Genomic DNA, 22,900 nt, shown 5'->3' with positions numbered 1-22,900 from the left:
TAAAACACTTCCCGCCTTATATTTCAGCTTCACCATAACCCACGCCACCACTACCCCGAAAATTTTCCCTTTTACCTTTTACCTTTTACCTTTTACCTTTTACCTTTTACCTTTTACCTTTTACCTTTTACCTTTTACCATTCATTTTTAACCTCTCATCTCTGCCCTGCTACCACTTATCGTATCTACTCGAATTGTTATTAAAACTCGTTACAATAAAATAATGTTAAAAAACGAGAATCTATAATGAAAACACAACTCACTCTTATAGGCTGTGCACTTATTACCAGCTTAACGAGCGCTAGTGCCTTAGCAAATAAGCCATTAGAATTTAAAGATGTATTTGATTTTAAATCTGCAAAAGGCACACAGCTTTCTGAAAATGGTCAAATCCTCTCTTTAAGTGCAACCCCTTATCGCGGTAATGCCACAGGGCAAGTCTACTCGCTAAATAATAACAAGCTTATTGCTGAAGTAGAGCGAGGCACTCGCCCTACAATTAACAAAATGGCGAACTGGGTTGCATTCACTCAAGTGCCTACCCTACTTGAAAAAGAAACCACTAAGAAAAAAAGCGATCTAAAAAACAATCTAGTATTAGTGAATACTCAAACCGGTGAGCAACAACGTTTTAATGACGTAAAAGACTACGTACTCGCTAATAACGGCCAATGGCTTGCCTATCGCAAAAATGAGAGCACCGACGCGGATGATAAAAACGCCGATAACGATAGCGCTATCCCTGCAGACAAAAAAGATAAAAGCTACCCGCTGGTTATCGTCAACTTAAGCGATAAACGCACCTACACTCTTGAAAGTGCCTTCACCTATGATATTAGCGCCAGCAGCGATCAATTATTAGTGAGCCAAAGCTATGTGGATGGCAATAATAATCAAATTACTTTATTTTCACTCAATGATTTTTCCAGCACGGCATTAATTGACGAGCCAGGTGTGGTTGCCAACGAAATAGCTTGGCATCCAATCAATAAGAGTGTTGCATTTACTTTAGGTAACTATGTAAACGATGATAAGCGTCGCCGCCAATACGAATTAACGCTTTGGCAGAACGAAACGCTTACCACTGTGCAGTCACCTAACCCAGAATGGTTAATGGGTAAAACTGCGACATTAAAGTGGGCCGAAGATGGTACACGCCTATACTTTGAAAACCGCCCAAAACTTGCTGCAAAAGTTAAGCAAAAAGAATATACCGATGAGTCTTCACTGTATAACTTTGAGGTTATTCGCGACCAAAAAGGGTTAAATGTATGGCACAACAACGATGCGCAAATTAAACCTCGCGAAGAGCAGCAATGGAATAAAAACAATAAAAATCGACATTACACGGCGGTATACCATGTAAACTCGCAACAAGTTGTACAGTTAAGCACACCAAATATGCCAGAGCTGGCACTTAATACTGAACGCGTGGATTCATTATTAGGCTACTCAAATCTAGCCCATCTTGAAAAAATAATGTATGGCGGCTTTTTTGCTGACTACTTTGCGGTTGATATAAAAACGGGTAAACAAACACCTATTATTAACGACTATCCATTTAGACCTAGCCTTGCGCCTAATGGTCAGTTTGCTGCTTACTTTGATAACAACCAAGTACAGCTTAAAAACTTAGGCAATAACAAAGTGAGCGTACTCAGCAAAGCAATTAACGCTACCTTTGCCGATGACAAACACGATTACCCATCTAAGCAGCCTGGCTATGGCTTTGCTGGCTGGCTTAACGATAGCAGCGAAATACTGGTTTATAGTAAATATGATATTTGGTCGTTTAATGTAAATACCAAGCAAGCCAAACGCTTAACTAATGGTAAACAAAGTAATACTCAGTACAGAGTAATCAAGCTTGATAAAAACCAAGTGGGCTTTAACAGCAATGATACTCTTTTGCTCTCTGCAATTAACTTACAAAGTAAGCAAAGTGAGGTGGCTAAACTTAATTTAACAACGCTTAACGTTACTAAAGTACTCACAGGTAATAAGCGTTTTGATGTAATTAAAAAAGCCAAAAATGCCGATAAATACTTATTTACTGAGCAAACCTATCAGCAATTTCCTGATATTTATCAAACAGGCTTTAGCTTCAAACAAGCACAACAAGTCACTAACCTTAATCCTCAGGTAACTAATTTTGCTTGGGGAGAAAAGCCTGAACTTATTAACTATAAAGGCTTTGATGGAGAAGATTTACAAGGGGTATTAATCAAACCTGCCGGCTATAAAAAAGGCGATAAAGTACCGGTTGTGGTGTACTTTTACCGCTATATGAGCCAGCGTATGTACGATTTCCCTAAAATGGAATTAAATCATCGCCCTAACTTTCCGATGTTTACATCAAATGGCTACGCCATCTTTTTACCTGATATTCGCTTTGAAATAGGTCACCCAGGTAAGTCTTCAACTCAAACCATGATCAACGCCACTCAAAAGCTGATTGATTTAGGCATTGCCGATGCTAATAAAATAGGGTTACAAGGCCACTCATGGGCGGGTTATCAAAGCGCGTTTATGATCACTGAAACTGATATGTTTAAAGCTGTAGTGTCGGGTGCGCCAGTGTCTAACATGACCAGCGCCTACAGTGGCATTCGCTTAAAGTCAGGGCTTGCTCGCCAATTTCAATATGAAACAGGGCAAAGTCGCATTGGTAAAAACTTATTTGAAGCCCCAGAGCTTTATATTGAGAACTCGCCAGTCTTTTTTGCGGATAAAGTAAATACCCCTATTTTGATTATGTTTGGTGATAAAGATGATGCTGTGCCATGGCATGAAGGCGTGCAATATTACTTAGCACTGCGCCGTGCGGGTAAAGATGCCACATTTTTACAATATGAAGGTGAACCGCATCACTTAAAGCAATTCCCTAATCAGGTAGATTTCTCCGTGCGCATGATGCAGTACTTTGATCATTACTTAAAAGGCAAGCCAGCCGCTAAGTGGATGAAAGAGGGTGAAGCGTTTATCGAAGAGTAACTAATAAACCGGCGCTATTTGGCGTCGGTTTAACATTTAAAACCAGCAATTAAAGACTATATAAAGTTTTAAATAAATACTAAATCACTATTAAAACTGACTTTTATATTCAGTTCGCGTATTCTAATCTCCTGATTTAAACAACCTCTATAACGAAATGAGCAACGCCACTCCCCCATTTTCAATCTCAGCCAGCATGACTCACAGCATTGCAAATATTAGTGAAGCTTTAGGTAAAATCAGTGCCTTATATTCGCCAGCAACTATTGAGCACTATAAGCAACAAAAACCCACCTCTATACAAATGAAAAACTCTGAGTTTCAATTCACAGCATCTGACCTATCAAGCCCAGATAGCTTATTAGCTCTGCATCGCAGCTTAATGAAAAATAAGACTGAAAAGTCAGGCTGTTATAGGGAGCAAAGTCTAGCGTTAAAAAATGGCTTACAAATGGCACCACAGGCAATGCGAGTGCCACAAATGGTAGAAGAGCTATTTGCGTGGTTTAATACAACCAACCATCACCCTCTAATCAGTAGCGCAGTATGTCATTATGAATTGCAGTTTATCCAACCTGTTTCACTGGGTAATACTGAATTAGCCTGTACTTGGCAAACCCAACAATTATCGCAGTGGCATACGCTATTTTCATTACTAAACATTCATAACCTAATAGCGACAACACGCCAACAATACGTTGAAAGCATTAACCTAAGTACCAAAACAGGTGACTCATCCGTATTTATTGAGTACATGTTAGAGACATTACTTTCAGCATTGAACGTTTTAGAAAGTGATTTAAAATCAATAACAAAAAGCCAAACCCCACAACAAACCCCTCAAGTTAAAAACACTATACACTTAGACATACAAGCCCCCCAAGTCATCGCTTTAATAAATGTATTTAACCAAAGCGAAAAACCATTAAACCGACAAGAGCTACAAAACCAGCTAGGGTTAAAAGATCGAAAACATTTTAGAGAGCGCTATTTAAAACCTGCAATTGATGCAGGCATAATCGAAATGACTATTCCCGAAAAACCGAATAGTAAAATGCAGCAATATAGACTTAAAAGTTAGAAATAAAAAATGCCACTTAAGAGCTTAAGTGGCAGGTTTAATAAGCCGCGCTGAGCGACTTTTTACGCGTATTGCCCAGCGGCAAATCCACAGCTCCACGCGTATTGGAAATTATAGCCTCCTAGCCAACCCGTTACATCGGTCACTTCACCAATAAAGTATAAACCTTTGGCTTTTTTAGCCTCAAATGTTTTAGAACTTAACTCGTCGGTATCTATACCACCTAAAGTCACTTCTGCAGTTCTGTAACCCTCAGTACCATTTGGCTTAATTTGCCAAGCATGAATATAATCCGCGAGTGCATCTATTTGGCCATGCGTTAGCTGGTTAATATTGCAATCAGGAATAGCTTTACTGTCATAGAGTATTTCAACAAAACGCTTAGGTAAGATAGTAGCAAGGCTATTTTTTAACGATTTTTGCGCTTGCGTTTCTCGCCAATCGGCTAGCTGTTGCTTTAAATCGAGTTCAGGTAATAAATTGATCGTCACCGCCTGACCTGCTCGCCAAAATGAGCTTATTTGTAATATGGCAGGCCCGGATAAGCCGCGGTGAGTAAATAAAATATTCTCTTTAAATACAGTGCCATCTTCGCTTGCAACTTCACAAGAAATACTAATACCCGAAAGCCCTTCAAAACGCTCTTTATCGTGTTGATGTAAGGTAAAGGGAACTAGAGCAGCCATCGTCGGCAATACCTTTAAACCAAATTGCTCTGCAATTTTATAACCTATTGGCGTCGCGCCAAGTTTAGGCATAGTTAAACCGCCCGATGCGACAACTAACGACTCGCAGGTCAGAGTTTCTTGCTCAGTTGTGACACTGTAACCTGTTGCTGTTTTAGCTACATTTAACACTTCGCTGCGTAGTTTAATTGTAACGCCAGCCCACTCACATTCGGTTAGTAAAATATCAACAATGTCTTGTGCGCTATTGTCACAAAATAATTGTCCCAATGTTTTATGGTGATACGCCAAACCATGTCGGTCTACAAGCTCTACAAAGTCATGTTGGGTATAACGACTTAAGCACGACTTTACAAAATGGGGATTAGTGCATAAATAGTTATTAGGGCTCGCAGTTTCGTTAGTAAAATTACATCGCCCGCCACCACTAATTAAAATTTTACGTCCTGGCTTTTTACCCATATCAAGCACTGTAACACTTCGGCCGCGATATCCTGCTTGTGCTGCACACATTAAACCTGCAGCTCCGGCACCGATCACTATCACATCAAGGTGAGTCATTTGGTCATCTCTTAAAAACTTTGGTGAATTATAACAAAGTTTCGGTAACAACAAGATAGCTGTTATATTGTTTTTAATTTATCAATAAAGATTAAATAATGATAAAAAACACCAAATAAATCTAATACATTAGGATCGTCAACACAATAAAAACAAATACAAAACGACTGAAAGGTTACTAAATTCACGGTTATAACTAAATGAGATAGGCACATACGTATTTAATATTTCAAAATTATTAACAGATCATTTACCTTTGTACCCGCTTTGTGGCTTTCCACAAATAATAATAAAACTAAGGGTAATTATGACTTCTAATAATTCATTTAAAAAATGCGCTGTTGCGCTAACAATAAGTACACTATTTGCAGCCAGCTCAAGCATGGCAAATCCAGCACAAGCAATCGCACCATCAATGGCTGAAACCTCAGTTAAAATGCAAAATCAAAGTGGGTTTGAAACTCAGTTCATTATCAAATATAAAAATAATAGCGATATAATGAGTACATCAACAGCTGAAGCATCGTCTGCAATGATGAATAAACAAGCGCAAAGCTTTGTAAAAAACTTCACCTCAAAAAAAGGTAAAGTTAAAGCTAAATATATCCGTGCAATGGCATTAAATGATCATCACGTAATGCGTGCTGACAAAAAACTCAATGCCGAAGAAGCGCAACAGTTTATGCAAGAAATAATTAATTCAGGTAGTGTTGAATATATCGAAATCGATCAAATGCTAAAGCCATTTGCCACACCAAACGATCCTCGCTATGGCGACCAATGGCATTACTATGAGCAAGCGGGTGGTCTAAATCTACCTACGGCTTGGAATACTGCCACAGGCAGTGGTGCAGTTGTGGCTGTTCTAGATACTGGTTACCGCCCACATGTTGATTTAAACGCCAATATTTTACCTGGCTACGATATGATCTCTAATCTATCAGTCGCTAATGATGGCAATGGCCGTGATAACGATGCTCGCGATCCTGGTGATGCTGTCGCTGCTGGTGAATGTGGTGATAATGGAGCACAAGGCTCTAGCTGGCATGGTACTCACGTAGCAGGCACAGTCGCTGCTGTGACTAATAATGGTGAAGGCGTTGCTGGTGTTGCTTACGACGCCAAAGTAGTGCCAGTACGTGTATTAGGTAAATGTGGCGGCTTGACCTCAGATATTGCTGACGGCATTATTTGGGCTTCAGGCGGAAACGTATCAGGTACATCTACAAACCCAAACCCTGCAGATGTTATAAACATGAGTTTAGGTGGTGCAGGTACATGTAGCTCAACGACTCAAAATGCGATTAATACTGCACGTAACAACGGCTCTGTTGTTGTAATAGCTGCAGGTAACGATAACGATAATTCTGCAAACTACAACCCGGGTAACTGTAATGGAGTTGTTAATGTTGCATCAGTTGGTCGTAACGGTGGCCGCGCATATTACTCAAATTATGGTAGCAATATTGATGTAGCAGCACCGGGTGGCGCACAAAATTTTGCTAATGATTCTGAAGGTGTTTTATCTACTTACAACTCAGGCTCAACAACACCATCAAGCGACAGCTATGGTTTTTCGCAAGGTACATCAATGGCCGCCCCTCATGTTGCAGGTGTAGCAGCATTAATCAAACAAGCAAAACCAAACGCGACACCTGATGAAATAGAAAATATTTTAAAAACAACAACTCGTGCATTCCCAGCAACTTGTACTAACTGTGGCACAGGCATTGTTGATGCTGCCGCTGCTGTTGCAGCAGCCTCTGGTGGTACACCACCGCCAACATCAGGTGATAATGAGCTTATTGATGGGCAAGCGAAAACAGGCTTAAGCGGTGCGACAAGTACACAAAACTTTTACACTATGACAGTCCCAAGCGGTGCTACTAATGTAACTTTCACAATGAGTGGTGGTACAGGTGATGCTGACTTGTATGTACGTGCTGGTAGTAAACCGACAACAAGCACTTATGATTGCCGTCCTTACAATGAAGGTAACAGTGAAGAGTGTTCTATCGATAACCCAACTTCAGGTACTTATCATATAATGCTAAACGGCTACTCAGCCTACACTGGCGTTAGTTTAGTCGGTAACATCACAGGCGGTTCAGACTCAGGCACACCACAAGCGGGTGGCGGTACAGTATCTGATGTTTCTGCAACAGCAGGTCAGTGGAAGCATTACACGCTAGAAGTTCCTGCTGGCATGGCTAACTTTACTGTAACAACATCAGGTGGCACTGGTGATGCTGACTTATTTGTAAAATTTGGTAGTCAGCCAACCAGCTCAAGCTATGATTGCCGCCCATTTAAAACTGGTAACGCCGAAACATGTACATTTAGCAACCCTCAAGCAGGCACATGGCATTTAAGTGTTAATGCGTATCAAACCTTCTCAGGTTTAACGCTAAGTGGTCAATACCAGCCATAGTCCATCTACTCTTTTAATAAAAAGCCGATATATATGTATCGGCTTTTTTACTGATAAACGCAGATTAGTTATAGTTTAGCTAAAACGACTTCAGCGCTACTTATTACAAATTCTTTTTCTTGCTCGACAAATAATTGGTTAACAACACCATTATCTACAACCATAGCGTAACGTTTCGAGCGCAAACCACCAAAGCCTGCGGTATCTTTTTCAAGACCTAAAGCACGAGTAAAACTAGCATCACCGTCTGCCAGCATATCTATATGCTCTGCATTTTGTGACTCACCCCATGCTTTCATCACAAATGCATCATTTACCGATACACAGTAGATAGCGTTAATACCCTTAGCCTTAATTTTATCGGCTAGCGCGATATAACCAGGCAAATGAGCATTCGAACAAGTGGGTGTAAAAGCACCAGGCACCGCAAATAACACAACTTTTTTATCTGTAAATAATTCATTATTAGTGAGTGTTTGCATACCTTTATCACTAAGCTGAGATAAATTTACTGCAGGTATTGTCTGACCTTGCTCTATCATATTAATTCCTTAGGGTAATTAAATAGTCTTTTAGCATACAGATTAATATTTAATTCGTCTTCGATTAATCGCTGTTGTTATCTAAACCTAAACCTTCTTTAATAGATGTCATTTGCAACTCTAATTGCGAGCCTATATCAGCAACTAATTCACTCGACTCACTTACTTGGCTTTTCATATCATGCATTGATAGAGTAAAGTCACTAAGGAAATTACTTTGTTGTTTAGCCAATTCCATTGCATCAATCGCAACTTTATTAGCCTGCTGCGCATTATCTGCAACTCCTTCAGAGTTTGCTTTAAGCTCTTGAGCATTTGCAGTTTGTAACTGTGCATCCTCAGTTAATGCATTGATTTGTTTATAGACTTCTTGAGAGTTTTCGCTTAGTAGCGCCAATTGATCATTAATCTCTTTTAACGAACCTTGAGTCTGCATAGCTAATTGCCTTACCTCATCAGCAACCACGGCAAAACCTCGACCTTGCTCACCTGCTCTTGCTGATTCAATCGCAGCATTGAGCGCGAGTAAGTTTGTTTGCTCAGCGATGGTACGTATGACCGTAATAATATTGCTTACTCCCTGTACCCCGCTCAGTAATTCCTGAACACTATGCATACCTTGCTCAATACGCTGCTGTGTATCAGAACTGGCATTAAGCATACTTTTGGCAAAACCAACACTTTGTTGCATTGCTTCATAAGTACTTTGAGCATTTTCAGCAGCTTGAGCATTGATATGATTAACCTGCTCGCCAAGTTGCTGAATATTAAGAAGCAGTTCTTCATTGTGATTTACCTGCTGATAACTCGCATTACTTTTTTGACCTATCGTGTATAAATGCCCACTCATCTGCTGCATGAAATCACTGACTACATTAAGCATATCTGCTCTTTCTTGCGCTTCCAAACGCTGGCGTTCAATTAACTGGTTAAAATACTGCGCTATTTCACCCACCTCTGTTTTAGGGTTATTCACTGTAATATTTTTTAACTCATTACTTTCGATTAAGAATGCAAACCCATCTCGCAGTTGTCGTAAAGGTTGTAAAACCTGTCTGCGCTGTACCCAATAAACACCAAAAGCTAATATTACTAGTCCACCTATTGCTATTCCAAACACCCAGAACACTTGTTGCTTTACGGTATCTTGCTGCGCTTTTAATGTTTGCTCTGCCTCAATCACTGTATTTGATAGTAAGCTAATTTGTTCGCGTAACTCATTCGTTCCTGAACGACGTAGTTTTGATTGCGATAAAGTACTGCTTAAATCACGCAGATAACGTTTAGGCCAACTCACCAACTCTGCTTTTATTTCAGCAGCCAAATCTTCAGGTTCTTCATCTACAAATAAAGCAAATTCATCAACCTCAGTCATTACTCCTAAGTTAGGTAGCTGCTCAATTTTTACCGCCAGTAAGTTTAGGGTTTTTATGCTTTGTTGCAGGTTTTTTTCTATCTCAGGTTGATAATTATTTAGCAGTTGATAAGTCGATAGTGATAAATTAACCACTTCACTGTAATAATCACTCGCTAATTTATAATAATTAAGAGCGTTACTGGCTTGCGTTGATGCTTTTTGCGCATAATTAATAAGTGAAGAGGCTGAGCCCGCCATTTGCCTAAGCGCGTTATCTAACAGCGCAGTTTCATTGCCAGAGAGTTTTCCAAGTGATCTGTATTTACCATTAATATCTGTATTTAATGAAGTTAATTGTTCAGCTAAACGAGCTTCTAACTCATGAGGAAGCACCGTTAACTGTTGGGCTTTAAGTTGCTCAATCAAGGTAGATGATTGTTTTAAGTATTGGCTATTACCTTGCGCTAAGTAACTCTCTAATTGATTGGCAAGCTCAACCATTATGCTATTTTTTAAATGGCTGTATGCGTTATCTTGTTGCTGAAGTTTTAGTAATGTATGGCTTGCCCATAACAAGGTCGCGGCTAGAAGGATACTTGCAAATGTTAGTAAAATGGCTAGTAAACGGGTAAAAAATGATACACGCATAAATATATCTCAAAACTGAAATACACATAGAGTATTGAATTTTTATGACATATTTATGTAACAAGAGTAATAAGGATAAATACTTGAGGGAATTAGACTTAAAAGTAGTTAGACAGGGTGCAAAATGACAATTTATCTAAGTAAATAAAAAACCGCGTTTAAACGCGGTTTTTTTATTAATTAAGCTTTTATTTAAAGGCCTGCACGGTCTTTAATAATAGGGATTAAAGGTGAGCCTGCATGATTTGCCTCAGCCCAAGCAATATCTGCACCGTCTTCAAGTGAGCTCTTAGATAAGTTTTTAACAATGTACTCGCCTGTATCAACTGCATTACTTGCAACAGCATGACGCAATAAGTTATTACCATTACAAAAAACTGCATCATAGATATTACGAACTTTCACACGTGAACTTTTTAATTTGCTACGTAGACGGTTTTTATCATCACCAGCAATGTATTCACAAACTGAAACAGCTAACTGGTCATTAGCGCTTGCAGGCGCAGTATAAGCAAACGAACCCGCTGCAATAGCAGCAATTACAACTAGTTTCGGTAATTTAATCATTGATTGGACACCCTATATTAATACTTTTTTCGTACTCGACTGTTTAATATTGTACCAACACGCTCAGATTTTGGCAATAATGTTAAGAGACTTTATTCAAAGTTACGAATTTATAACTATATTTATTTTTCTCATCAGGCGCCATCAACATTTCATCTTCAATTTGCCAATTTGCAACACTTTGGTAATCAGGAAACTGTGTATCCCCTTCTACATCTAAGTCTATAAAGGTTAGATACAAGCGATGTGCTTGCTCTAAGAACTGCTGATAGATGTTTCCACCACCAATAATCATCACTTCGGCAATATCATTAACAAGCTCAAGTGCAGCTTCAGGAGTGGTTACAGTTTCAATTCCCGGTGCTTGATATTCAGTATTGCGAGTAATAATAATATTACGACGTCCAGGTAGCGGCCTACCTATCGATTCAAATGTTTTACGCCCCATAATAACGGGCTTACCAGAAGTTACTTTTTTAAAGTGCTGAAGGTCGCCAGGTAAGTGCCATGGCATTTTATTATCTAAGCCAATGACACGATTGTTTGCCATTGCTGCAATCATTGAAATTATCACACTAAATACCCAATACTTTATTATTAATCAAAGAAAAAGGAGCGTTAGCTCCTTTTAAATATATACAATTATAGTTAACGCTCGTAGACAACTTCTACGTCGTAATCATCTTCATCCCAATCATCCCAGTCATCATCATCGCCTTTAGTGGCTTTTTGATGGTAGGTATCCCACTTAAATTCAACTTCTTCATCTGCAACTTCAACAAATTTTTCTTTAGGCATGTTATCAAGTAGCGTCATGATGTCGTGAATTAATGGCTGAGTATTTAATTTATTAATTGCAGCAATACTATAAGTATTTTCAGACTCACCTAACTCTTCTGCAATTTGCTCACATAGAGCTTTGGCTTCATCTTCAGGCAATAAATCAATTTTATTAAATACCAACCAGCGCGGCTTTTCAGCAAGCTTAGGACTGTACTGATGTAGCTCATTGATGATTGCAAAAGCATTATCAACAGGATTTGAGCCATCAACTGGCATAACATCAATAATGTGTAATAACACACGACAGCGCTCTAAATGCTTTAAGAAACGAATACCTAAGCCTGCGCCGTCCGATGCACCTTCAATTAAGCCAGGAATATCGGCGATGACAAATGACTTATTTGCTTCAGGACGAACAACACCTAAATTGGGGATAAGCGTAGTGAATGGATAATCTGCTACTTTTGGTTTTGCAGCCGATACACTGCGAATAAAGGTTGATTTACCGGCATTAGGTAAACCCAGTAAACCTACATCAGCGAGTAGCATTAGCTCTAATTTAAGGTTACGCACTTCCCCAGGTGTTCCGAGTGTTTTTTGACGTGGGGCACGGTTAGTACTTGATTTAAAACGCGCATTCCCCAAGCCATGGAAACCGCCTTTTGCAACCACAATTCGTTGACCATCTTGGGTTAAATCCCCTAATGATTCTTGCGTATCAACATCAATGATACGTGTACCTACCGGCACTTTTACAATCAGATCTTCACCTTTTTTACCGGTACAATTACGGCTTTGACCGTTAGTACCACGTTCTGCTCTATGAAAACGCTCAAATTGATAGTCAATAAGGGTATTTAAGTTTTCATCAGCTTGTAGATAAACACTACCACCGTCTCCACCGTCACCGCCATCAGGTCCACCATCTGGAACATATTTCTCACGACGAAAAGACACGATGCCGCTGCCACCGTCACCAGCTTCTGCGCGAATTTCTACTTCATCTACAAACTTCATGATTACTCACTTTAGGGATTGGCTTGTTAATAACTCTATTATATACCTAAGTGGCCTATAGAGCACACTGAGCATAAAAACACTTGGGTATATATTTAGAACTGCTTAAAACAAAAAACCCCGCAAAGGCGGGGTTTTTAACTACCTTACTGATTACTCAGCTACGATAGTTACGTATTTACGGTTTAAAGGACCTTTCTGTTCAAACTGAACTTTACCATCTGCTTTTGCGAAGATAGTGTGGTCTTTACCGATACCTACGTTTGCGCCTGGGTGGAAACGAGTTCCACGCTGACGAACAATGATGCTACCCGCTAGAACTGATTCGCCACCAAAACGCTTAACACCTAGGCGTTTGCTTTCTGAATCGCGACCGTTACGAGTACTACCAGCTGCTTTTTTATGTGCCATTTCTAAGTACCTCTAATTAAGCGCTAATGCTAGTGATTTTAACTTCAGTGAACCATTGACGATGGCCCATTTGCTTACGAGAATGCTTACGGCGTCTAAATTTAACAACCTTAATTTTCTCACCGCGACCGTGTGAAACAACCTCAGCTGTTACTTTACCACCGTTTACGAACGGTACACCAATCTCGATCTTCTCACCATCAGCAACTAAAAGTACTGAATCAAACTCCACTGCCGCACCAGTTTCAACGTCTAATTTTTCAAGACGAATCGTTTGACCTTCAGTCACACGATGCTGTTTACCACCACTTTGGAAAACCGCGTACATAATTAACTCCGTCTGTGCACCCTCAAATCGGCGCAACTAAAATATTCTTCGATAGGGCGCGAAGTTTACGCTAACGCGAAATAACTAGCAAGCCTATTTTTATAATTAAATGAATAAAAAGTAGCTACATTGAGGGCAATTCAATATTTCCCCTATTTTATATGAAAATCCCCCTTTGCCAAGCGCTTTTTAACGGTTACAGAAAATAAATTTGTAATAACAAAGCAAGCCCATGTAGTTCAATTAACCGCCAGGGGTGATTCAAAATTAAACCACGCCGTTTAATCATTTATTCAGCTAGTTAATAGGTCATTTAACCTACTTAAGGGTGTTTTTTTAAGGAATCATCACAAAATATCGAGCTGATGCGTTTTTTGTTGTACAATCTGCGCCGTTCACACATTAAAATTGGCTCGGAGATCAATGGATATAAAAGCTATCCAGGCGTTAATCGAAAGCGATATGAATGACGTCAATCAACTAATACATGCGCAAATGCGCTCAGATGTGGCGTTAGTTAATCAACTTGGTTTGTATATTGTTAACAGCGGTGGCAAACGTGTTCGCCCCATGTTAGCTATTTTGGCGGCTAAAGCGCTAGGTTACCAAGGCAAAGATCACATTACGCTAGCAACAATTATTGAATTTATTCATACCGCAACGCTTTTACATGACGATGTGGTAGATGAATCTAACTTGCGCCGTGGCACACCCACAGCAAATGCCGAGTTTGGTAATGCCGCAAGTGTCCTCGTGGGAGACTTTATTTATACTCGCTCGTTTCAGCTAATGGTAGGCCTTGGTAAAATGCAGATAATGCAAGTGTTGGCCGATGCAACCAATATTATTGCTGAAGGCGAAGTGCTGCAATTAATGAACTGTAATGACCCAGATACTACTGAAGCCAGTTATATGCAGGTTATTTACTCTAAAACCGCTAAGTTATTTGAAGCTGCAACCGGGCTAGCTGCCATTATAACTGAGCAAGATGACAGTGTATTAAACGCACTCAATTTGTACGGTATGCATTTAGGCACTGCCTTTCAGTTGGTGGATGATGTTTTAGATTACAACGCCGATGCCGACCAACTGGGTAAAAACATTGGTGATGACTTAGCTGAAGGCAAACCTACATTACCACTAATTTATGCCATGCAACACGGTAGCGAGCATCAAACACAGTTAATAAGAGATGCAATAGAGCACTGTAATGGTATGGCGCATCTAGATGAGATACTCGCTGCACTTAAACATACCAATGCCCTTGAGTTCACTATGCAAAAAGCAGAGCAAGAAGCAGAGAAAGCGATTGCTTGTTTAGATTGCTTAGCTGAGTCGAATTACAAGCAAGCATTAATTAGCTTAGCTAGAATAGCGGTTGATCGCGACCACTAAGTTATACTGTGTAGATAATTCCGAGCAATAAAAAAGCCTGCAAATGCAGGCTTTTTTTATGGGTTAATTTTGGCTATTACGCCATAAAATCAACACCTTCTTTAATGTCTTTTTTCAGAGTTTCAAGCATGTCATTTTTTGCTTGCTCTTCAAATGCGCTTAGTGTGCCGTAAGAAAGAATTTCTTCTACGCCATTTTTACCTAAACGTACTGGATGTGCGAAGTACTCTGCATCACCATTTTCAACAGCAACGTATGCATAATCTACAACGTCTTCACCTTGTAAGCCTTTAACTAAAGACATACAAAAACGTGCAGCAGCAGCACCCATTGATAATGTTGCAGAACCACCGCCCGCTTTAGCATTAACTACTTCAGTACCCGCATTTTGGATACGTGGAGTCAGTGCAGCCACTTCTTCATCAGTGAAAGTAACACCTTCAACTTGAGAAAGTAACGGTAGAATAGTTGTACCTGAGTGACCACCAATTACTGGAACTTTAACGCTTGCTACGTCAACGCCTTTAAGCTCAGCAATGAACGCTTCTGAACGGATCACATCGAGTGTTGTAATACCAAATACACGCTTAGCATCGTAAGTTCCTGCTTTTTTAAATACTTCAGCAACAATTGGTACAGTACCGTTAACTGGGTTAGTAATAATACCCACAAGCGCTTTAGGACAGTTAGCAACAATGCCTTCTGCTAATGTTTTGATGATACCAGCGTTAACATTAAATAAATCAGCACGATCCATACCAGGCTTACGTGGCATACCCGCTGGAATAAGAACGATATCACAGCCTGTTAGTGCCTTATCTAAATCGTCTGCACCAAAACCTGCAACTTTAACATCTGTTGGGATGTGAGAAAGGTCAACAGCAACACCAGGAACTACTGGCGCAACATCATATAGTGATAATTCAGAGCCAGCTGGTAAGCCTGTTTTTAATAATAAAGACAACGCTTGACCGATACCGCCTGCAGCACCTAATACAGCAACTTTCATTGGAATTCTCCGTGATTTGAGGTAGGAAATATTTGTGGTTCATAAGATAAAGAAATTAACGACTAAAAACAAATTTATCCTGCTTATTTTAGCTATATTTTCGACCATAGTTGTAAACTTTGCTGTTTAAACGCAGCAAAATGGCAACTTAAGCAAACATCTGCTGCATAATTATGCATTTTTGTGTAGAATTTGCAGTATCTATTACATAACTAATTAGACACTATGCAACCACAAGATAAACAAGAAGCATTGGTTAAAGCCTTTAAAGCACTTTTAAAAGAAGAAAACTTTGGCTCACAAGGCGAAATAGTTGATGCGTTAAAAGAACAAGGCTTTGATAATATTAGCCAAAGTAAAGTGTCGCGAATGTTAAGTAAGTTTGGCGCGGTACGCACCCGTAATGCAAAACAAGAAATGGTATATTGTTTACCCGCTGAAATGGGGGTACCAACCGCTAAGAGCCCGTTGCGCCAGCTCGTTATTGATATTATGCATAACGAAATGATGATTATTATTCGCACCAGTCCTGGAGCTGCTCAACTCATTGCGCGTTTACTTGACTCATTAGGCAAAGCTGATGGCGTCTTAGGCACTATTGCCGGCGATGATACTATTTTTATAGCACCAGCTAAGATCTCAGAAATAGACCTCACACTAGAGCGTGTTCGTATTTTATTTGATACGGTTTAATCACTGACGCTGTAATTAAAACGGCTATGAATAATGTATAGCCGTTTTGTAATTGTTATAACTGCTTTAAAAATCGTACTGAGGGGGCAAAAAATGCAGAGCCCATATCCGCCTGAGTAAAATCAAGCCAGTGATCATAATTCTCTCCCTGCCCTAACCGGCTAGTTAGCACTTTTTCGAATGCATCCCCTTTAGCAGAGCACGTGATCACTAACATACCTTGCTCATACACATCGCCATAAGGCATGCTTTGGTTAAGTAACAGTGCCTGACCTTGTTCGTCTTTTAATTCACTGCGGGTCGCATGACTGCTTTCAAGTGCGGGGCTGAGTAAGGTATTATCAAGGCGTGTGCGACCCATTATTTGCTCTTGTTCATGTAATGACAAATGCTGCCACAAGCTCAAGTCATGTTTGAAGCGCTGCACATGAATGTAACTACCTTGGTCTTCAAAACTATCCGGTTTGTTTACTAACGCCGTTACACGTTTTTGACGGCCATGGGGAGTATCTCCCGCATAGATAAAGCCATTAAAATCACGGCCATCTAAAAAACGAAAATTACGAATTTGCTCCACCAGCTCAACATCAGGGGTGAATAGTTTGAGTATTTGTAGTGCAAACAAATGATTCACGTCTTCTCTGTCTGAGCGGATTTGCACAAACAAATCACATGGCCTTGCACTCATAACAAAGTCGCTATGGGTAATATTAGGAAAGCTTTGCAGCTCACTTGGCATGAAGTCAGGTAAAATATGTGGCCAATATTGCGCACCAATTGCCACCATGCAAGAAAGCATAGATTCAGAAAACTGATCACTAAACTCATCTTCAATATCGCTCACTTTTTTAAGCTTAGCGCGAAGTGATTCGTCGTGACCGTCAAGTACATTAAAAAATAAGTGCAAACCGTGTAAGTTTGCTTCAGCACAAATCCCTGATTGCGCTTGCACCATTGTTATTCCTTACTTTTTAGAGCAAAACACAGTGATTAATTACGATTCAAAAAAATTCACAGTGTGCGGTTTTATTTTTATTATAACCTGTTCATTAATTTCAAATGACTGGCCATACTGAGCTGCAACTTCTATTTCTTGTTCAGCAATAACCACAGTGTATACATAGGCAGAGCCGATGAAACGACTACTTAGTATTGTAACGCACTCACACTGCAGCAGTTCGTTATTGTTACAACTGGCAAGCTCAAGCTGGTGTGGACGCACATAAATAACCCCCTTTTCAGCCACTGCGTGTTGCTGTGGCAGTATTGATTTAACCACACCAAACTGCGTTTCATATTCAGTGGCTGTTAATGCAGTTGCGCTTAAGTATATGCCCTGACCCAGAAATTCTGCAACCTCCTTTGAACTTGGTTTAGCAAAAAGCTGCTCTGGCGTTCCTTGCTGCGCAATTTTACCTTGGTGCATAACAGCAAGTGTATCTGAAAATGCAAACGCCTCTTCTTTTGAGTGAGTAACAAATACTGCCGACACTTGTTGAGCTTTAATAATACGCCTAATATCGGCGATTAACTCAAAGCGGACTTGGGTATCAATATTAGAAAACGGCTCATCTAACAATAGTAAGCTGGGTTTATAAGCTAATGCACGCGCAATCGCTACCCGCTGCTGTTGACCACCAGAGAGTTGATGTGGATATCTATCCGCGCAGCCAACCAAGTGCACAAGTTTTAACATTTCATCCACACGAGCCTGTTTATCCGTTTTGCTCATACCGCTTAGACCAAAGCCAATATTATTCGCCACCGTTAAATGTGGGAATAATGCGTAATCTTGAAACATCATGCCAATATTACGATGCTCTGGTGACACAAACGTATTGGCGTCACTGACTAACTTACCATCAATAAATACCTGTCCTTGTTTGGCTTCAATTAACCCTGCAATGGCTTTAAGCGTGGTGGTTTTGCCGCAGCCACTGGCACCGAGTAAACACACTATTTCGTCTTTACCTAAGGTTAAGTCTAAATCATCTACAACCTTAGTCCCGTTATATGCATAGCTCACACCTTGTAAAATCAAACTACTCATTTAACTACGTTGCTCCATTGAACGGTTAATAAAATATAACGGAATAAAACCTACCACCACTATAAATAAAGCTGATATGGAGGCCAGCTCTAATTGTTCATCGCTAACATATTGAAACACGTGCGTAGCTAAACTTTCAAAATCAAAAGGCCTTAGCAGTAAGGCTGCGGGCAGCTCTTTCATACACTCAATAAATACCAATAAACCAGCGGTTAATAAGCCTCGGCGTAATAAAGGCAAATGCACTAAGCGTAATGTGTGGCCTTGGCTTTTCCCCATTGACTGACTTGCCATATCAAGCGAGGGGCTAATACGTGAAAAGCTCGACTCTATAGCACCATGAGCAACTGCGTAAAAACGCACAATATAAGCAAAGATAATCGTTAGTAAACTACCAGTAAGTAATAAACCAATATCTAAGCTATAAGGAGTCAGAATGCGGTTAATAGTATTTTCTAATAGGGTGAGTGGCAACAATACAGCAATAGCTAATACTGTCCCAGGTAGTGCATACCCGGTACTTGCTAAGCGCCCAGGTATAAGTGGGTTTGCTTGTTTTGCAATGCGCTGATAAAACACCACTAAAACACTCAAAACAATAGTCACTACACTCACTACTGCGGCCACTTTCAAACTTTGCCATGCATAGCTAAAAAATTCACTACTCCACGCTTGATCAAAATACGTGATTGCATACTTGAGCAAAACAACCATGGGAATAATAAATGAGATTATTAAAATAAAGCTACAAAACCCCGTTGCTAACCATGCAGACTTACCTTTAAGAATATAAAGCGCCTCACTGTTCACACTTGACTGACGCTCAAATACAGCTTGGTTACGACGGCTAAAACGCTCGGTGATCAATGCTAAGAATAGCAGTAACAACATCACCCCTGAAATTTTTGCTGCTGCAGTTAATGAGTAATAACCAAACCAAGTATCGTATACTGCGGTGGTTAATGTACTGACTGCAAAGTAGCTAACGGTAGCAAAATCAGCCATCGTTTCCATGCTGATCAAAGCAAGTGCCGCAACAATAGCGCCACGAGAAAGCACTAGGCTTACTTTAAAAAAGCTTTTCCATGCACTTAATCCCATTAATTGGCTTGCTTGAACTAATTTAAAGGATTGTTCACGTAGTGCGGTCTTAAAAATTAAATATAAATACGGGTAGAGTACCAGCGCAATCATGATGATAGCCCCTGGCAAAGTGCGTATATCAAAAAACCAGTAATCGTTGGGTGATTGCCAACCAAACCATTCTCTTAGTGTTATTTGTATCGGCCCCGCGTAGTCGAGTAAATCCGTGTACACATAAGCAATAATATAGGTAGGCATGGCAAGTGGCAGCATCAGTGCCCATTCAAACTGTTGTTTGCCAGGAAAACGGCAATAAGCGGTGAGCCAACCCAGTGGCAACGCAATCAGGCAGCTAAGTAACCCTACACCTAAAACCAGCAATACGGTATTACTTATATAGTCCCACAGCACGGTATTCCACAGGTGGGTAAATACCTCTGAGTCGCCTTGTAAAGATTCTACTAGTAGAAAAAACAACGGGGTCGACAGTAATAAACCCGTCGACCACGCAATAAGCTGCCACTTCGACAGCTGAAATTTATAAGTCATTAAAGATCGAACTTCACCTCATCAATTAGCTTAAGGGCTAATGGACGATATTTGCTAATTTCATCAAGCGGTAAGCTGTCTTCCTTAAAGCTTCCCCATGATGCAACCAAACTTGAAAGCTTAACACCTGGCTTGACCGGGTACTCCATATTGAGCGAGGCATACATATTTTGCGCCTTATTGTCGGTCATATACTCTATAAGTTTCAAGGCATTTTCAGGGTTTTTAGCATACTTAGTAATTACCGCACCCGATACGTTAATATGCGAACCACGGTTAGTTTGGTTTGGAAAATTAATATTAACCGCATCTGCCCACGGTTTTTGCGCTTCATCTTGCAACATTTTACCTAAGTAGTAACTGTTACCTAAAGCTAAATTACATAAACCTTCTTTAACGGCTTTCACTTGCGCACGGTCATTTCCCTGCGGCTTACGCGCTAAATTAGCTTTTACACCCTCAAGCCATGTTTTAGTCTGGACTTCACCATGATGAGCAATCATAGAAGCCACTAACCCTAAATTATAAGGGTGTTTACCAGAGCGAGTACAAATTTGACCTTTATATTCAGGTTCGGCTAAATCTTCATAACTCAGCTCAGGTAATGGACCTAAACGCTCTTTTGAAGAGTAAACATTACGCACTCGCTTAGTGAGCGCCACCCACTGACCATCGCCATCACGAAATGCAGCCGGCACATTCTTATTAACCTTCTCGCTATCAATAGTTTGCGTTAGCTTTAGCTCTTCTAATTGAATTAACGCACTAAAGTTAGACGTTAATACTAAATCTGCTTTGCTGTGCTTGCCTTCACGCTTAACACGCTCGATTAGGCCTTTTTTAGCAAACACAACATTAGTTTTAATGCCTGTTTGCTGTGTAAAATCATCTAAAATAGGTTTAATTAAAAAAGGTTGTCTAAATGAGTAAATATTCACAACATCGGTTGCAACAGCAGGTGCTGAGATAATTAACCCAACAACAAGCGCTAGTGTTTTTTTCATATTTTCTTACCTGACTAATAATTATTATCATTAATTTTACCGCGATGAACTAAAAAGTGCACACTTTATATAATTACTTAGTGATAAATACGCCCAAAAAAGAAAACCCTTGTAAGATATCTCTTACGCTTATGGCAGTAAATGAGTAAAAACACCCTGCATAACACCCCACAAATACAGCAAGCCATTGTATTTTAAGTAATTTATAAATATTTCATTTGTAAGAACATAAACCATAAGCGGTTTTATCCTACATTTACTGCAAATCACTCTCTATAATTAACCCATAAATAAGCAACGACGCTTACCGAGTAAATGGAAACGGATTAACTACTCGAATACCAAGGTTTGGTTTTTAGGATAACAGGGATTTAAGGACAGGCTCAGGATGAGTATCGCAATGGATTGTTGCACAAGGGATAGCATCAGGATGATGCATAATGGATAACAACAGCGGAATAGTTGTTTATAAAGGATAGGGAACAAAAAGGACAGGCCTTAAAGGCAACACAACGGAATGGTAACAAAGGGAATGCACTCGGATGTGCAATAAGGATTGGTAATAGATTTTACCTTACAGGATGTTTTAGGGATTTATGGAGACAGGCCCGGATAGCCTATATTACATAGAACTAGAAAGTAATATTGTAATAACACGGATCGTAAAAATTGGAGTTGATTAGGTTCAATTGCAGGATGCAACAAAGTTAGAAGATTCCGCAAGCGCGACTAGAGATGGTTCGCGCTTTTCTTTTGCCTGAAAGTCAGCGGTCAGCCAAATTATATATGTTTAGGCTATACTCAAGCGTCAAATTCAGCTTTTTCGTATTAATACCCTGCACTTTATTCGGGCCTGCCTTTGTTACGCTTACCAAGTAAATAAGCGTCGCGAAACTTAATAAAATGCTGTTCTAATTTAGTGCTCGCATCAACTTCACCAGCCAATGCTAATACCATAATAGCCACTTCTGCCGTACCTAATTGATGAGCATGAGGCGCTACACGTAATCGGTAATCAGAGAGTTTTTCTGCGGTAATAGAAAGCACAGGTAAGTTATCTAAATAAGGACTCTTACGAATCATTTTTTTAGCTTCTCGCCATGTACCATCTAAAAATATAAACAATGGCTGTTTACCTGCATGCGTTTCAACCTGGGTTACCACCCTATCAGTTTCAACATCTTCAGCCGGAAAAATCACAAAAGGCTGATATTTATCATTATTCAATAATGCTAATAAAGCAGGATCTGGGGAGGTTCTATCCCAACGAAACGCATGATTATCAGGGATAATTTCAGCAATTAAACGCCCTGTATTAGACGGTTTAAAACTTTCATTGTGATACATAAGTAAACATACCGCAGCGTTGCAGCTTGCGTACTCAGCGCCCTCACAAATACAGTAATGCTTGGCAATTAGGCATTGCTCACAGCGATCCATTTTTCCACCACGGGCATTAAACTCACGTCGAGATTCACTTATTTGCTGGGCACGTAATGCTAAAACTGAATTTTTTAAACTCTGGGTCACTGTGGGTATTTACCTATAAATTGATGGCTGCGCATTGTAGCTAAAATAAAAGAAATTAGATATCAGCTATCAGCTATCAGCTATCAGCTATCAGCTATCAGCTATCAGCTATCAGCTATCAACTAAAATAATAAATGCAGTACTTATATATTCCAGTGCGGCTTTAGGTTTCGGGCTGGTT

The 22,900-nt window shown here is 39.9% G+C and carries 19 protein-coding genes; 5 read left to right on the top strand and 14 right to left on the bottom strand.

Going from position 1 to position 22,900, the window contains the following annotated elements; all coding sequences use genetic code 11:
- Positions 1 to 246: 246 nt before the first annotated feature.
- Positions 247 to 2,994, top strand: a complete 2,748-nt coding sequence (locus CWB76_RS16360; protein WP_138609020.1) for a S9 family peptidase — start codon at positions 247 to 249, stop codon at positions 2,992 to 2,994.
- A gap of 157 nt (positions 2,995 to 3,151) precedes the next feature.
- Positions 3,152 to 4,075 (top strand): Fic family protein, encoded by a 924-nt coding sequence (locus CWB76_RS16355; RefSeq protein WP_138609018.1) that lies wholly within the window; start codon positions 3,152 to 3,154, stop codon positions 4,073 to 4,075.
- A gap of 62 nt (positions 4,076 to 4,137) precedes the next feature.
- Here CWB76_RS16355 and CWB76_RS16350 read toward each other — a convergent pair whose 3' ends face one another.
- Positions 4,138 to 5,322 (bottom strand): BaiN/RdsA family NAD(P)/FAD-dependent oxidoreductase, encoded by a 1,185-nt coding sequence (locus CWB76_RS16350; RefSeq protein ID WP_138609016.1) that lies wholly within the window; start codon positions 5,320 to 5,322, stop codon positions 4,138 to 4,140.
- Between the two features lie 307 nt (positions 5,323 to 5,629).
- Between CWB76_RS16350 and CWB76_RS16345 the strand changes: the two genes are divergently transcribed.
- A complete protein-coding gene (locus tag CWB76_RS16345) occupies positions 5,630 to 7,753 on the top strand; it encodes a S8 family peptidase (RefSeq protein WP_138609014.1) in 2,124 nt (707 codons plus the stop codon).
- Between the two features lie 68 nt (positions 7,754 to 7,821).
- On the opposite strand, the gene CWB76_RS16340 is transcribed toward CWB76_RS16345, so the two are convergent.
- The 7 genes from CWB76_RS16340 to rplU all read right to left on the bottom strand — a co-directional run bounded on the left by CWB76_RS16340 (position 7,822) and on the right by rplU (position 13,406).
- The gene (locus CWB76_RS16340; RefSeq protein WP_138609012.1) at positions 7,822 to 8,295 is read right to left on the bottom strand and encodes a peroxiredoxin; all 474 of its coding nucleotides are present in this window, start codon (positions 8,293 to 8,295) and stop codon (positions 7,822 to 7,824) included.
- Positions 8,296 to 8,359: 64 nt separating this feature from the next.
- Positions 8,360 to 10,300 carry a methyl-accepting chemotaxis protein gene (locus CWB76_RS16335; protein ID WP_138609010.1) on the bottom strand — a complete coding sequence of 647 codons (1,941 nt, stop codon included), beginning with the start codon at positions 10,298 to 10,300 and terminating at the stop codon, positions 8,360 to 8,362.
- Positions 10,301 to 10,492: 192 nt separating this feature from the next.
- On the bottom strand, positions 10,493 to 10,867 hold the full coding sequence (locus CWB76_RS16330; protein WP_010391650.1) for a DUF3718 domain-containing protein: 375 nt from the start codon (positions 10,865 to 10,867) through the stop codon (positions 10,493 to 10,495).
- Positions 10,868 to 10,949: 82 nt separating this feature from the next.
- Positions 10,950 to 11,441, bottom strand: coding sequence for a type 3 dihydrofolate reductase (folA, locus tag CWB76_RS16325; protein ID WP_171039647.1), 492 nt, complete (start codon positions 11,439 to 11,441; stop codon positions 10,950 to 10,952).
- Positions 11,442 to 11,515: 74 nt separating this feature from the next.
- On the bottom strand, positions 11,516 to 12,667 hold the full coding sequence (gene cgtA, locus CWB76_RS16320) for an Obg family GTPase CgtA (protein WP_138609008.1): 1,152 nt from the start codon (positions 12,665 to 12,667) through the stop codon (positions 11,516 to 11,518).
- A gap of 153 nt (positions 12,668 to 12,820) precedes the next feature.
- The gene (gene rpmA / locus CWB76_RS16315) at positions 12,821 to 13,078 is read right to left on the bottom strand and encodes a 50S ribosomal protein L27 (protein WP_008114963.1); all 258 of its coding nucleotides are present in this window, start codon (positions 13,076 to 13,078) and stop codon (positions 12,821 to 12,823) included.
- 16 nt (positions 13,079 to 13,094) lie between these two features.
- Positions 13,095 to 13,406, bottom strand: coding sequence for a 50S ribosomal protein L21 (gene rplU, locus CWB76_RS16310; protein ID WP_138609006.1), 312 nt, complete (start codon positions 13,404 to 13,406; stop codon positions 13,095 to 13,097).
- A gap of 423 nt (positions 13,407 to 13,829) precedes the next feature.
- On the opposite strand from rplU, the gene ispB reads away from it, so the two are divergent.
- Positions 13,830 to 14,801: an octaprenyl diphosphate synthase gene (gene ispB / locus CWB76_RS16305; protein ID WP_138609004.1), complete on the top strand. Its 972-nt coding sequence runs from the start codon at positions 13,830 to 13,832 to the stop codon at positions 14,799 to 14,801.
- Between the two features lie 76 nt (positions 14,802 to 14,877).
- On the opposite strand, the gene mdh is transcribed toward ispB, so the two are convergent.
- Complete coding sequence (mdh, locus tag CWB76_RS16300; RefSeq protein WP_008466462.1) at positions 14,878 to 15,810, bottom strand: malate dehydrogenase; 933 nt, start codon at positions 15,808 to 15,810, stop codon at positions 14,878 to 14,880.
- Positions 15,811 to 16,035: 225 nt separating this feature from the next.
- On the opposite strand from mdh, the gene argR reads away from it, so the two are divergent.
- Positions 16,036 to 16,503, top strand: a complete 468-nt coding sequence (gene argR / locus CWB76_RS16295; protein WP_008466460.1) for a transcriptional regulator ArgR — start codon at positions 16,036 to 16,038, stop codon at positions 16,501 to 16,503.
- Between the two features lie 55 nt (positions 16,504 to 16,558).
- Here argR and CWB76_RS16290 read toward each other — a convergent pair whose 3' ends face one another.
- The 5 genes from CWB76_RS16290 to CWB76_RS16270 all read right to left on the bottom strand — a co-directional run bounded on the left by CWB76_RS16290 (position 16,559) and on the right by CWB76_RS16270 (position 22,719).
- Positions 16,559 to 17,458 carry a Dyp-type peroxidase gene (locus CWB76_RS16290; protein WP_138609002.1) on the bottom strand — a complete coding sequence of 300 codons (900 nt, stop codon included), beginning with the start codon at positions 17,456 to 17,458 and terminating at the stop codon, positions 16,559 to 16,561.
- 39 nt (positions 17,459 to 17,497) lie between these two features.
- The gene (locus tag CWB76_RS16285; protein WP_138609000.1) at positions 17,498 to 18,553 is read right to left on the bottom strand and encodes an ABC transporter ATP-binding protein; all 1,056 of its coding nucleotides are present in this window, start codon (positions 18,551 to 18,553) and stop codon (positions 17,498 to 17,500) included.
- Positions 18,554 to 20,185, bottom strand: coding sequence for an ABC transporter permease (locus tag CWB76_RS16280; RefSeq protein WP_138608998.1), 1,632 nt, complete (start codon positions 20,183 to 20,185; stop codon positions 18,554 to 18,556).
- Positions 20,185 to 21,189 (bottom strand): Fe(3+) ABC transporter substrate-binding protein, encoded by a 1,005-nt coding sequence (locus tag CWB76_RS16275; RefSeq protein ID WP_138608996.1) that lies wholly within the window; start codon positions 21,187 to 21,189, stop codon positions 20,185 to 20,187. Before CWB76_RS16275 ends, CWB76_RS16280 begins: the two co-directional genes overlap by 1 nt.
- 843 nt (positions 21,190 to 22,032) lie before the next feature.
- The gene (locus tag CWB76_RS16270) at positions 22,033 to 22,719 is read right to left on the bottom strand and encodes a tRNA-uridine aminocarboxypropyltransferase (RefSeq protein ID WP_054201949.1); all 687 of its coding nucleotides are present in this window, start codon (positions 22,717 to 22,719) and stop codon (positions 22,033 to 22,035) included.
- Between the last annotated feature and the right edge of the window lie 181 nt (positions 22,720 to 22,900).

This window comes from Pseudoalteromonas sp. S1609 (genome assembly GCF_005887255.1).
In the GTDB taxonomy this organism is placed as follows: Bacteria; Pseudomonadota; Gammaproteobacteria; order Enterobacterales; family Alteromonadaceae; genus Pseudoalteromonas.
This window is presented reverse-complemented; position numbering and strand designations above follow the sequence as displayed.

Coding starts and splice junctions, on each gene's coding strand:
- CWB76_RS16285 (WP_138609000.1), bottom strand. CDS start 18,553: ATGAGTAGTTTGATTTTACAAGGTGTGAGCTATGCATATAACGGGACT.
- CWB76_RS16350 (WP_138609016.1), bottom strand. CDS start 5,322: ATGACTCACCTTGATGTGATAGTGATCGGTGCCGGAGCTGCAGGTTTA.
- mdh (WP_008466462.1), bottom strand. CDS start 15,810: ATGAAAGTTGCTGTATTAGGTGCTGCAGGCGGTATCGGTCAAGCGTTG.
- CWB76_RS16290 (WP_138609002.1), bottom strand. CDS start 17,458: ATGGTGCAAGCGCAATCAGGGATTTGTGCTGAAGCAAACTTACACGGT.
- cgtA (WP_138609008.1), bottom strand. CDS start 12,667: ATGAAGTTTGTAGATGAAGTAGAAATTCGCGCAGAAGCTGGTGACGGT.
- rpmA (WP_008114963.1), bottom strand. CDS start 13,078: ATGGCACATAAAAAAGCAGCTGGTAGTACTCGTAACGGTCGCGATTCA.
- CWB76_RS16340 (WP_138609012.1), bottom strand. CDS start 8,295: ATGATAGAGCAAGGTCAGACAATACCTGCAGTAAATTTATCTCAGCTT.
- CWB76_RS16335 (WP_138609010.1), bottom strand. CDS start 10,300: ATGCGTGTATCATTTTTTACCCGTTTACTAGCCATTTTACTAACATTT.
- ispB (WP_138609004.1), top strand. CDS start 13,830: ATGGATATAAAAGCTATCCAGGCGTTAATCGAAAGCGATATGAATGAC.
- CWB76_RS16355 (WP_138609018.1), top strand. CDS start 3,152: ATGAGCAACGCCACTCCCCCATTTTCAATCTCAGCCAGCATGACTCAC.
- CWB76_RS16360 (WP_138609020.1), top strand. CDS start 247: ATGAAAACACAACTCACTCTTATAGGCTGTGCACTTATTACCAGCTTA.
- argR (WP_008466460.1), top strand. CDS start 16,036: ATGCAACCACAAGATAAACAAGAAGCATTGGTTAAAGCCTTTAAAGCA.
- rplU (WP_138609006.1), bottom strand. CDS start 13,406: ATGTACGCGGTTTTCCAAAGTGGTGGTAAACAGCATCGTGTGACTGAA.
- CWB76_RS16280 (WP_138608998.1), bottom strand. CDS start 20,185: ATGACTTATAAATTTCAGCTGTCGAAGTGGCAGCTTATTGCGTGGTCG.
- CWB76_RS16330 (WP_010391650.1), bottom strand. CDS start 10,867: ATGATTAAATTACCGAAACTAGTTGTAATTGCTGCTATTGCAGCGGGT.
- CWB76_RS16345 (WP_138609014.1), top strand. CDS start 5,630: ATGACTTCTAATAATTCATTTAAAAAATGCGCTGTTGCGCTAACAATA.
- CWB76_RS16275 (WP_138608996.1), bottom strand. CDS start 21,189: ATGAAAAAAACACTAGCGCTTGTTGTTGGGTTAATTATCTCAGCACCT.